The following is a 10,717-nucleotide window of genomic DNA, read 5'->3' as shown; positions in this document are numbered from 1 at the left end:
GCTTCAAGTATACGAAGTGTCCAACCAGATTGGTTTTCTTTAGTTATATCAACAATTATATTAGCGTTTAATGTTTTTCTAATATTCTCTTCATACGGTATTTGCTTTTCAAGCAAATACTTTGAATTCAGAGACGATGTTTTATCTTTAACAACATTAAAATCCACCTTACATCCTAATGTTGTTAGTCTGTCGGCTAATTCATTAATTATTTGAAGACGCCCTTTATCACGACCAAGAAAAAAACATATAGGCTGGCTGTTATTATTTTCAGATAAACTATATTTTGAAATATCTTCCATCCCTACAGGAAAAAACTGATCTATTGCTTTGACCTTTTTATTCCCTATAAATCTATGCTCAAAATCATATATAACATCGAAATAATTAGCATTATCAGAAATAAAATCGTCACTAACAGTATTTCTTAGAAGTAGAACTTTATGACAGTTGATATTTTTTAAGATTTGTTTGTTGATACCTTTATTAATCACACTGTCATTAAAGATAATGATATCATCTTTTTTAACATCACTGAGGTAATGTTTTATGAATAATCGTCCCAGCCATGCATTATCCATCCCTATTTTCAAGATCTTCTTGTTAATCCAGTTATATTTCTTTGGTGTTGTTATATTTTTTATCTTGTGCTTTCTTTTCAGATACTGGATCATTTTTAATTCATAATCTGCAACCCAGTTTATAAAATAAATAGTCATAATAAAGTTAGTTCCAGTACATACTGATAAATATTTTATAAACCTTTTCGTTGTGTTCGCTCTTTAATACGTTCGGCCTTAATGCTTGCCATGTTTAATAAATTTCGTTCAAGAGAGAATATTGTACGTAAAGGCATTCCAAAATAAACCTTCATAAATCGCCATATATCTCTCTGCGTCAGACCAATATTCATTGATGAGAAATATAAGCCAATCAAGTCTTTATCGCGCCAACGGCGCGGTACTTTTGAGCGTATCTGCGCCCGATGTAGATCGATAACCGAAATTTTTAATTCATCTTCCCGGCCAGTAAATGGCAAATGAAGCAAAAAGTGGCAAATGTAACAGTCACGGTGATTTATCCCTGCTGCGTGCATTTTACGCACCATGGTTGCCACTCGCGTGATCAACATACGTTTAATACGCACATCAGGTGGGTTGACTGCCCAATCTGCACAATAATCTTCAAGGCTAATCGTGGGAGTGAGATCTTCGGTAATAATAAATGATGTACGGGTTAATGGATTTAAACCTTTTTCACCAAACCCAATGCCATTCATCGTATCAACACCGACATCACTCAGGCGATGAATAGCATGCCACTCTCTGTCTGCACCCAAAACGGGCATCCGCAATGAGAGCAGATTTTTTATAATCTCTTTTAATGTTGTCCCCTTGTGCCATTTAAGAAAATAGCTTTTCCCGGACAGTTCAAAGCGTAATGTGCGACGTGTCTCCAGTTCGCGGAAGACCTCGCCATTCAGTTCCTTAACTTCGGCAAAAGCATCTTTACCACGCCAAAGTGTGGCAAGCGGCTCTTTTAATTCAACCATCTAAACCACCTGTAATGATATCCGCGGCTTTCTCTGGCAAGCTATACAAATCCTGAGTATCGGCATAATGGCGAGCATTCTCCGCCCAGGCCATTCGCAATGAAGATTGTGTTAATGATTTACGTAAAACTTCATTTAATTGTTCCTGGGAGAAAGGTTCAGCGATAACCGTTCCACAATTGGCATCGGCAATATAATGCGCGTAACCGCATACCGCTGTTGTCAAAACAGGTAATCCAGCAGTGATCGCTTCAAGGAGAACGATACCAGCAGCTTCCTGATAAGCGGGATGCAATAATAAATCGGCTGCAGCCATTAATTCTGACACATCATTGCGACCGGAAAAGAAATGCACGTTGCTCCGCACGCCGAGTTTTTCTGCCAGCACTTCGAATTTTCGCGGTTTATCCTGGCCAACAACAAACAAAAGCGTATTGTGGCGTAATGATTCCGGTAACGCTGCCAAAGCTTCAATTGAGCGATCCACACCTTTACGAACAAAATCTGATCCAACTTGTAGCAATAAGTTTTGTTGCTCTTTTATGCCATTTTTCTGGCGATAAATTTCACGGCTATTTGGGATTTGCTCGCTGTATTTTCTGTCCGGATAGATGCCGGGGGGAAGAATTTTAAAACGTTCAGGTTCAGTTTGATAATGCTTCTGGAAATCGGTGATTTGCTTATCAGTCAACATCATGAGTTTCGTCGATTTACCATGCTCGAAAGTCGCTCGCTCAAATGCGGCATAATGACGATAACGTGATGTTAGACGATATAAAAAACCTTTTTCTTGCGCAACTTTCTCGGCGTAACAAACATCAGCGGCAAAATAAACATCCAACCCAGGCATCTTATTAAACCCAACAACGCGATCAGCGGGATGCACTTTGAGATGATTTTGTACCCAGGCATAATATTCTGCATTGCGTCCATGGTTGGTATGGGACTTAACTGGCACATGAATAAGCTCAAATGTTTTTGGGCACTCGCCTTCCCACGACTGCGTATAGACCCGAACATGGTGGCCTCGTGCGGCAACGGTTGATGCAATACGCATAAAATCACGTTGAAGCCCACCAAAAGGAAAATATTTATATAAACAAAACGCCACGATCATAATTGTGCATTCCTGTCAACTGAAGGGGCATCTTCTGGCAGCAGCTTTTCCGTAGCGGCGATAACATCTTCCGCGGGGATAACAGAAAGATATTTTTTATTGCGGTCAAGTTCATGTCGGCTCGGCATTTGCTGATAATTCCCCGCCCAGAATTGAATAATATTCTCAGTCCAGGGACGCCAGAATATGTGATCAGTTGCACCAAATAAACTAATTATTGGCGTTTTCACTGCCGCTGCAATATGTCCTGGTGCAGAATCCACACCAATAAAGAGTACGGCATGATCAATTAAAGCACCCAGTTCAGTAAACCGTGTTTTACCCGCAAGGCCAGCGACAGGTTTTGTTTGGCAGCCTTGCACTATTTCATCGATACAGGCGAGATCATCTGCCGAAGGCCCGCAGGTCAGCACAACCTGATACCCACGCTGTTGCAACGCATCGATAACCTTAGAAAATTTATCGTTATCCCAGCACTTAAATATCTGACGAGCAGTCGGCTGGATAACAACATAATGCTCTTTCACGCCCAGAGCATCTAATTCCTGGTGCATCTTCTTCCAGCAATCTTCGGCGTAACTCATTGTTGTATCAGTGTAGAAATCGGTAATACCTAATGGCTCAAGGACCGATAAATTACGCTCAACAATATGTGTGCCGTGTATTGGCGCTAAGTGTGTAAAGCTTTTTTTCCAGATGCTATGCTGCCGATGACCATAAAGTTGCGATATTTTCACCTGTGCGGGTAAACAACGTACCAACAGTGCCACCATCCACTGATCCGTAAGATTAATGACCAGGTCGTAATTATTCGCACGCAGAGTTTTTATCAATGAAAGCACATTTTTAATTTTATCGAATGTTCCTGCACTTTTATTGCTTATACCGTAGAGCGCATTAATTTCCGGGTTTTCAGACAAAATAGGGATGGTGTCCTGATAAAGCAGCATATCGATTTTTGCATCAGGATAATTCTGCTTGAGCGTACTGATGACAGGAGTGGTTAATAACATATCTCCATGATATCGCATCTTTATGACCAGGATTTTTCGAAATGGCTTTTCCACTAGCGACTCTTTTGTATGATTGTCTGGTTAAGTTAAGCAGAAAAAAAGCACGCTACCGCCCCAGGCTCAACAGCTACCTGAATACTGATAACGCACTTACTTTGACGTGCTAGTGTAGCATTTCTTTCGCAGCAATCCGACCCGAATGATTTTTATACACAAAATATGTTTTAATCATAAAAATCATATAGATAAGAAAAAGCGCGCAGATAATACCGGTATAGCCGATGTAGAGTTGAAAATAGGGTCGAGTTTCAATAAATCGCATAAAAATACAAAAAAACTGGAGATGTAGCGGCAGTTCAGGCCAAACAGAAGCTATTTAAGTCAAAAACGGGAAAAGTAATGGTAAAGCCCCAGCTAAATACATAGAATCCCCAGCACATCCATAAGTCAGCTATTTATTATGCTTGAATTGCTTTACACCGCCCTTCTCTACCTTATTCAGCCGTTGATCTGGATACGGCTTTGGGTGCGCGGACGTAAGGCTCCGGCCTATCGAAAACGCTGGGGTGAACGTTACGGTTTTTACCGCCATCCGCTGAAACAAGGCGGCATCATGCTGCACTCCGTCTCCGTCGGTGAAACCCTGGCGGCGATCCCGTTGGTGCGCGCACTGCGTCATCGCTATCCTGATTTGCCAATTACCGTCACGACTATGACGCCGACCGGCTCGGAACGCGTGCAATCTGCTTTCGGTAAAGATGTTCAGCACGTCTATCTGCCTTACGATCTACCCGATGCGCTCAACCGTTTTCTTAATAAAGTCGATCCTAAACTGGTGTTGATTATGGAAACGGAGCTGTGGCCTAACCTGATTGCGGCACTACATAAGCGCAAGATCCCGCTGGTTATCGCCAACGCGCGACTTTCTGCACGCTCTGCGGCGGGGTACGCCAAACTGGGCAAATTTGTTCGTCGCTTGTTGCGTCGTATTACACTAATCGCCGCGCAAAACGAAGAAGATGGCGCGCGTTTTGTAGCGTTGGGCGCAAAAAATAATCAGGTGACTGTGACTGGTAGCCTGAAATTCGATATCTCGGTAACTCCGCAGCTAGCCGCTAAAGCAGTAACACTGCGCCGCCAGTGGGCTCCTCATCGTCCGGTATGGATTGCCACCAGCACTCACGATGGCGAAGAGAGTGTGGTGATTGCCGCACATCAGGCGCTGTTGCAGCAGTTCCCTAATTTATTGCTCATTCTTGTTCCACGTCATCCGGAACGCTTCCCGGATGCGATTAACCTTGTCCGCCAGGCTGGGCTAAGCTATATCACACGCTCTTCCGGAGAAATCCCTTCCGCCAGTACACAAGTGGTAATTGGCGATACGATGGGCGAGCTGATGCTGCTGTATGGCATTGCCGATCTCGCTTTTGTTGGCGGTTCATTGGTCGAACGCGGTGGGCATAATCCGCTGGAAGCCGCCGCACACGCTATTCCGGTACTGATGGGGCCGCATACTTTTAACTTTAAAGACATTTGCGCACGGCTGGAGCAGGCAAGCGGGCTGATTACCGTCACCGATGCCGCGTCACTGGCAAAAGAGGTTTCCTCTTTGCTCACTGACGCCGATTACCGTAGTTTCTATGGCCGTCATGCCGTTGAAGTGCTGTATCAAAACCAGGGCGCGCTGCAGCGTCTGCTTCAACTGCTGGAACCTTACCTGCCACCGAAAACGCATTGAGGTTGTTATGCAAAAACGGGCGATTTATCCGGGGACTTTCGATCCCATTACCAATGGTCATATCGATATCGTGACGCGCGCTACGCAGATGTTCGATCACGTTATTCTGGCGATTGCCGCCAGCCCCAGTAAAAAACCAATGTTTACCCTGGGAGAGCGTGTGGCGCTGGCTCAGCAGGCAACTGCACATCTGGATAACGTTGAAGTGGTCGGTTTTAGTGATTTGATGGCGAACTTCGCCCGTAATCAACAAGCCACGGTACTGATTCGTGGCCTGCGTGCGGTAGCAGATTTTGAATATGAAATGCAACTGGCGCATATGAATCGCCACTTAATGCCGGAGCTGGAAAGCGTCTTCTTGATGCCTTCGAAAGAGTGGTCGTTTATTTCTTCATCGTTGGTGAAAGAAGTTGCGCGCCATCAGGGTGATGTCACCCATTTCCTGCCGAAGAATGTCCATCAGGCGCTGATGGCGAAGTTAGCGTAGCTTTTATGCCGGATGGAATGCCATCCGGCTCGCATGAATTACTTCTGGCACTGTCGGCAATAAAATGTCGCCCGCTGCGCATGTTTAGTCGCCACAATCGGCGTACCACAAACCCGACACGGTTCGCCTTTACGCCCGTAAACCTGTAATTCCTGCGCGAAATAACCTGGTTTTCCGTCGCTTTGCAGAAAATCTTTCAGCGTCGTGCCGCCCTGCTCAATAGAACGCAGTAACACTGCTTTAATCACCCGTGCCAGCAGTTCGCACTCCGCCAGCGACAGCGATGACGCCAGCCGATCCGGATGGATCCCCGCAGCAAACAGTGACTCGCTGGCATAGATATTCCCCACGCCCACCACCAGCTTGTTATCCATCAGCCAGGGTTTAATCGCTGTCTTTTTCTTCGCGCATTTCTGATGCAGGTATTCGCCGTTGAAATCATCGCTAAGCGGCTCCGGTCCAAGATGTGCCAACACATTGTGTCCTTCCAGCTCTTTGGTCCACAACCAGGCACCAAAGCGACGAGGATCGGTATATCGCAGCACTTTGCCGTTGCTCATCACCAAATCAACATGGTCATGCTTTTCAGGAGGACGTTCTTCCGTAAGTATGCGCAGACTGCCAGACATACCCAGATGAATGATGATCCAGCCTTCCGGCAATTCCAGCAGCAGATATTTAGCGCGGCGCTGCACACTAAGCACCGGCTGGTCACTTAGACGGTAGATTTCTTCCGAGACTGGCCAGCGCAAACGCCCGTTGCGGACCACCGCATGAAGAATGGTCGCGCCAACGAGATGCGGTTCAATGCCGCGGCGGCTGGTTTCAACTTCTGGTAATTCAGGCATAGCATCTCCTGGAATGAACAGATGCAGTCAATATGGGGGCAAGCAGATAACAAAAAACCCCGCCGGAGCGAGGTTTTTATTACATCAAAGCGAGAATTATTTGATTTTCGCTTCTTTGTAGATCACGTGCTGGCGTACAACTGGATCGAATTTTTTCAGTTCCAGTTTTTCCGGCTTAGTACGTTTGTTCTTCGTAGTGGTATAGAAGTGACCAGTACCAGCAGAAGAAACCAGCTTGATTTTCTCACGAATACCTTTAGCCATGATTTATTTCCTCTAAGTACTTAGTACTTTTCGCCACGGGCACGCAGTTCAGCCAGAACTGTATCGATGCCTTTTTTATCGATTACACGCATACCTTTAGCAGATACGCGCAGGGTGACAAAACGCTTCTCGCTCTCAACCCAGAAACGGTGAGAGTGCAGGTTAGGCAGGAAACGGCGTTTAGTCGCGTTCAGTGCGTGGGAACGGTTGTTACCGGTCACCGGACGCTTGCCAGTAACTTGGCAGACTCGGGACATGTCTATTCTCCAAAAATCAAATTAGCTCGAGCTTCGTATGGGGTATTGGCGCCTCGTCAGGCTTTACAGCCCGGTCATCGCAGTTCTATGTGAACTCTCGATTGCCAGGCCCAAATGCCAAACCCGAGATTCTCAAAGGTGGCGTAGTATACGCTGACTCAGCGATGTGCTCAAGTCCCGAACAGACAAAGATCCCGAAGGATCGCGCATAGCGGGTTAAATCCAGCCGCGTTCGGCAAAAGAAACATACTCTCCACGCCCAATCACGATATGGTCGAGCACGCGTAAATCCATGAACTGACAACTTTTTATTATCCGTTCGGTGATGAGTTTATCCGCTTTACTGGGTTCAGCACAACCCGAAGGGTGATTATGGGCAAGGATCAGTGCCGCCGCGTTTATTTTTATCGCTTCCCGAACAATCTCACGCGGATGGACTTCCACATGGTTTAGTGTGCCGGAAAACAATCGGCTGTGAGTAAGTACCCGGTGTTGAGTGTCGAGAAAGATCACCATAAAGATCTCGCGCTCTTCGCCCGTAAGCTGGCTTTGTAAAAACTCGCGCGTCATCTCCGGGCTAAGTAACGGGCTTTCTTCGCGTATCCGCACGTTGTAGTAACGCCGGGCCAGTTCGGCAATCCCCTTTAACTGGGCGAATTTCGCCACACCTATTCCATGAACGCCTCTAACTTGTTCATATTCAGAGGATAACAAGCCGTAAAGAGAGCCGAAATTCTCCAGCATCTCTTTTGCCAGGGTTAGCACATCTTTTCCGTGCGTTCCTGTACGCAGAAACAGCGCCAGCAGTTCAATATCCGTTAACGCGCTAATACCCAACTTCAGCATTTTTTCACGTGGCATCAACAAGTCAGCATTGCTTTTCACCTTCACCTCCTTTGTGGAGGGCGCATCCTGTCATAGTCGTTTGGTTAAATCGACGGTCAGTTTTCAATCCTGGAAAGCGCCTCGCAAAGTGATTCTCAGGTGAAAGCACGACAACAAAAGTATTGTGATAAAATCGCCAACTTCTGGTGTCACCCAACAGGAAAAATCATCATGAGCCTGGCCGGTAAAAAAATCGTTCTTGGCGTCAGCGGCGGTATTGCTGCCTATAAAACCCCTGAACTGGTGCGTCGTTTGCGCGATCGCGGGGCCGACGTCCGTGTAGCCATGACCGAAGCGGCAAAAGCCTTTATCACTCCACTTAGCTTGCAGGCAGTCTCTGGTTATCCCGTTTCCGACAGTCTGCTGGACCCGGCTGCCGAAGCGGCAATGGGCCATATTGAGCTGGGAAAATGGGCTGACTTAGTGATTCTTGCTCCAGCGACAGCGGATTTGATTGCCCGCGTTGCTGCCGGTATGGCGAATGATCTGGTATCAACGATTTGCCTTGCGACGCCTGCGCCTGTTGCCGTGCTGCCAGCAATGAACCAGCAGATGTATCGGGCTGCAGCTACTCAGCATAATTTAGAGGTACTTGCCTCGCGAGGTTTGTTGATCTGGGGGCCAGATAGCGGCAGCCAGGCCTGTGGTGATATCGGCCCTGGGCGAATGCTCGATCCGTTAACCATTGTTGATATGGCGGTGGCCCATTTCTCCCCCGTCAACGACCTGAAACATCTGAATATTATGATTACCGCGGGTCCGACACGTGAACCACTCGATCCGGTGCGTTACATCTCTAATCACAGCTCCGGCAAGATGGGATTCGCCATTGCCGCAGCAGCAGCACGTAGAGGAGCAAACGTCACGCTGGTTTCTGGCCCGGTTTCGCTACCGACGCCACCGTTTGTGAAACGTATTGACGTGATAACCGCACTGGAGATGGAAGCGGCCGTGAAGGCTTCTGTACAACAGCAAAATATATTTATCGGTTGCGCTGCCGTTGCGGATTATCGCGCAGCTACCGTTGCCCGCGAAAAAATCAAAAAGCAGGCCACGCCGGGCGATGAATTAACAATAAAAATGGTTAAAAACCCCGATATCGTCGCCGGTGTTGCCGCATTAAAAGACCATCGGCCTTATGTTGTTGGATTTGCGGCCGAAACAAATAATGTGGAAGAATACGCCCGACAAAAACGTATCCGTAAAAACCTTGATCTGATCTGCGCGAACGATGTTTCCCAGCCAACTCAAGGCTTTAATAGCGACAAAAACGCATTACACCTTTTCTGGCAAGATGGCGATAAAATCTTACCGCTTGAGCGAAAAGAGCTCCTTGGCCAATTATTACTCGACGAGATTGTGACCCGTTATGATGAAGAAAATCGACGTTAAGATTCTGGACCCGCGCGTTGGGAAGGAATTTCCACTCCCGACTTATGCCACTTCTGGTTCTGCCGGACTTGACCTGCGCGCTTGTCTCGACGACGCCGTAGAATTGGCACCGGGCGACACGACACTTGTGCCGACCGGACTGGCGATTCATATTGCCGATCCTTCACTGGCGGCGATGATGCTGCCGCGCTCCGGGCTGGGCCATAAGCACGGTATCGTGCTCGGCAACCTGGTGGGATTGATCGATTCCGACTATCAGGGCCAATTGATGATCTCTGTATGGAACCGTGGTCAGGACAGCTTCACCATTCAACCTGGTGAACGTATCGCACAGATGATTTTTGTTCCGGTGGTACAGGCTGAATTTAATCTGGTGGAAGATTTTGACGCTACTGACCGCGGTGAAGGCGGCTTTGGTCACTCTGGTCGTCAGTAACACATACGCATCCAAATAACGTCATAACATCGCCGCAAACATTTTGTTTGCGGTCATAGCGTGGGTGCCGCCTGGCAAGTGCTTATTTTCAGGGGTATTTTGTAACATGGCAGAAAAACAAACTGCGAAAAGGAACCGTCGCGAAGAAATACTTCAGTCTCTGGCGCTGATGCTGGAATCCAGCGATGGAAGCCAACGTATCACGACGGCGAAACTGGCCGCCTCTGTCGGCGTTTCCGAAGCGGCTCTGTATCGCCACTTCCCCAGTAAGACCCGCATGTTCGATAGCCTGATTGAGTTTATCGAAGATAGCCTGATTACTCGCATTAATCTGATTCTGAAAGATGAGAAGGACACCACTGCGCGTCTGCGTCTGATTGTGTTGCTACTTCTCGGTTTTGGCGAGCGTAATCCAGGCCTGACCCGTATCCTCACCGGCCATGCGCTAATGTTCGAACAAGACCGCCTGCAAGGGCGCATCAACCAACTGTTCGAGCGTATTGAAGCGCAACTGCGTCAGGTATTGCGTGAAAAGAGAATGCGTGAGGGTGAAGGTTACACCACCGATGAAACGTTGCTGGCAAGCCAACTTCTGGCATTTTGTGAAGGGATGCTGTCTCGTTTTGTCCGCAGCGAGTTTAAATACCGCCCGACGGATGACTTTGACGCTCGCTGGCCGTTGATTGCCGCGCAGTTGCAGTAAAATGACGCCGGATGACTTACCATCC

Annotated in this window: 13 protein-coding genes; 5 read left to right on the top strand and 8 right to left on the bottom strand. The window is 47.3% G+C overall.

Annotation, left to right across the window (positions count from 1 at the left end; all coding sequences use genetic code 11):
* The 4 genes from C0K55_RS22220 to rfaQ form a co-directional block, all read right to left on the bottom strand.
* Positions 1 to 719 (bottom strand): lipopolysaccharide biosynthesis protein (locus tag C0K55_RS22220; RefSeq protein ID WP_105283439.1); only part of this gene is annotated, 719 nt, incomplete at its 3' end.
* Positions 720 to 754: 35 nt separating this feature from the next.
* A complete protein-coding gene (gene rfaP / locus C0K55_RS22215; protein WP_061090976.1) occupies positions 755 to 1,552 on the bottom strand; it encodes a lipopolysaccharide core heptose(I) kinase RfaP in 798 nt (265 codons plus the stop codon).
* On the bottom strand, positions 1,545 to 2,669 hold the full coding sequence (rfaG, locus tag C0K55_RS22210) for a lipopolysaccharide glucosyltransferase I (protein WP_061090977.1): 1,125 nt from the start codon (positions 2,667 to 2,669) through the stop codon (positions 1,545 to 1,547). The genes rfaP and rfaG overlap by 8 nt, the downstream gene beginning before the upstream one ends.
* Complete coding sequence (gene rfaQ, locus C0K55_RS22205) at positions 2,666 to 3,736, bottom strand: lipopolysaccharide core heptosyltransferase RfaQ (protein ID WP_105266699.1); 1,071 nt, start codon at positions 3,734 to 3,736, stop codon at positions 2,666 to 2,668. The genes rfaG and rfaQ overlap by 4 nt, the downstream gene beginning before the upstream one ends.
* A 406-nt stretch (positions 3,737 to 4,142) precedes the next feature.
* On the opposite strand from rfaQ, the gene waaA reads away from it, so the two are divergent.
* Together waaA and coaD are read left to right on the top strand one after the other, a co-directional pair.
* Complete coding sequence (gene waaA, locus C0K55_RS22200; protein ID WP_000891578.1) at positions 4,143 to 5,420, top strand: lipid IV(A) 3-deoxy-D-manno-octulosonic acid transferase; 1,278 nt, start codon at positions 4,143 to 4,145, stop codon at positions 5,418 to 5,420.
* 7 nt (positions 5,421 to 5,427) lie between these two features.
* A complete protein-coding gene (gene coaD, locus C0K55_RS22195; RefSeq protein ID WP_001171877.1) occupies positions 5,428 to 5,907 on the top strand; it encodes a pantetheine-phosphate adenylyltransferase in 480 nt (159 codons plus the stop codon).
* A 38-nt stretch (positions 5,908 to 5,945) separates the two neighbouring features.
* Here the strand turns inward: coaD and mutM are convergent, their stop codons facing one another.
* The 4 genes from mutM to radC all read right to left on the bottom strand — a co-directional run bounded on the left by mutM (position 5,946) and on the right by radC (position 8,161).
* Positions 5,946 to 6,755 (bottom strand): bifunctional DNA-formamidopyrimidine glycosylase/DNA-(apurinic or apyrimidinic site) lyase, encoded by an 810-nt coding sequence (mutM, locus tag C0K55_RS22190; RefSeq protein ID WP_001114550.1) that lies wholly within the window; start codon positions 6,753 to 6,755, stop codon positions 5,946 to 5,948.
* A gap of 96 nt (positions 6,756 to 6,851) precedes the next feature.
* Positions 6,852 to 7,019: a 50S ribosomal protein L33 gene (gene rpmG / locus C0K55_RS22185; RefSeq protein ID WP_001051798.1), complete on the bottom strand. Its 168-nt coding sequence runs from the start codon at positions 7,017 to 7,019 to the stop codon at positions 6,852 to 6,854.
* A gap of 20 nt (positions 7,020 to 7,039) precedes the next feature.
* Complete coding sequence (rpmB, locus tag C0K55_RS22180) at positions 7,040 to 7,276, bottom strand: 50S ribosomal protein L28 (protein WP_000091955.1); 237 nt, start codon at positions 7,274 to 7,276, stop codon at positions 7,040 to 7,042.
* A gap of 216 nt (positions 7,277 to 7,492) precedes the next feature.
* Complete coding sequence (gene radC / locus C0K55_RS22175; RefSeq protein ID WP_001517452.1) at positions 7,493 to 8,161, bottom strand: RadC family protein; 669 nt, start codon at positions 8,159 to 8,161, stop codon at positions 7,493 to 7,495.
* Between the two features lie 171 nt (positions 8,162 to 8,332).
* On the opposite strand from radC, the gene coaBC reads away from it, so the two are divergent.
* From coaBC to slmA, 3 genes are all read left to right on the top strand, one after another.
* Positions 8,333 to 9,553, top strand: coding sequence for a bifunctional phosphopantothenoylcysteine decarboxylase/phosphopantothenate--cysteine ligase CoaBC (gene coaBC, locus C0K55_RS22170; protein ID WP_000050132.1), 1,221 nt, complete (start codon positions 8,333 to 8,335; stop codon positions 9,551 to 9,553).
* On the top strand, positions 9,531 to 9,989 hold the full coding sequence (gene dut / locus C0K55_RS22165) for a dUTP diphosphatase (protein ID WP_000976070.1): 459 nt from the start codon (positions 9,531 to 9,533) through the stop codon (positions 9,987 to 9,989). Before coaBC ends, dut begins: the two co-directional genes overlap by 23 nt.
* A 106-nt stretch (positions 9,990 to 10,095) precedes the next feature.
* The gene (slmA, locus tag C0K55_RS22160) at positions 10,096 to 10,692 is read left to right on the top strand and encodes a nucleoid occlusion factor SlmA (protein WP_000818603.1); all 597 of its coding nucleotides are present in this window, start codon (positions 10,096 to 10,098) and stop codon (positions 10,690 to 10,692) included.
* The last annotated feature ends 25 nt before the right edge of the window (positions 10,693 to 10,717 follow it).

Origin of the sequence: Escherichia sp. MOD1-EC6098 (assembly GCF_002965865.1) — a bacterium.
Classification (GTDB): domain Bacteria; phylum Pseudomonadota; class Gammaproteobacteria; order Enterobacterales; family Enterobacteriaceae; genus Escherichia; species Escherichia marmotae.
This window is presented reverse-complemented; position numbering and strand designations above follow the sequence as displayed.

Excerpts from the sequence above, each read along its gene's own strand:
- rfaP (WP_061090976.1), bottom strand. The coding sequence starts at position 1,552 with ATGGTTGAATTAAAAGAGCCGCTTGCCACACTTTGGCGTGGTAAAGAT.
- rfaG (WP_061090977.1), bottom strand. The coding sequence starts at position 2,669 with ATGATCGTGGCGTTTTGTTTATATAAATATTTTCCTTTTGGTGGGCTT.
- waaA (WP_000891578.1), top strand. The coding sequence starts at position 4,143 with ATGCTTGAATTGCTTTACACCGCCCTTCTCTACCTTATTCAGCCGTTG.
- coaD (WP_001171877.1), top strand. The coding sequence starts at position 5,428 with ATGCAAAAACGGGCGATTTATCCGGGGACTTTCGATCCCATTACCAAT.
- mutM (WP_001114550.1), bottom strand. The coding sequence starts at position 6,755 with ATGCCTGAATTACCAGAAGTTGAAACCAGCCGCCGCGGCATTGAACCG.
- rpmG (WP_001051798.1), bottom strand. The coding sequence starts at position 7,019 with ATGGCTAAAGGTATTCGTGAGAAAATCAAGCTGGTTTCTTCTGCTGGT.
- rpmB (WP_000091955.1), bottom strand. The coding sequence starts at position 7,276 with ATGTCCCGAGTCTGCCAAGTTACTGGCAAGCGTCCGGTGACCGGTAAC.
- coaBC (WP_000050132.1), top strand. The coding sequence starts at position 8,333 with ATGAGCCTGGCCGGTAAAAAAATCGTTCTTGGCGTCAGCGGCGGTATT.
- dut (WP_000976070.1), top strand. The coding sequence starts at position 9,531 with ATGATGAAGAAAATCGACGTTAAGATTCTGGACCCGCGCGTTGGGAAG.
- slmA (WP_000818603.1), top strand. The coding sequence starts at position 10,096 with ATGGCAGAAAAACAAACTGCGAAAAGGAACCGTCGCGAAGAAATACTT.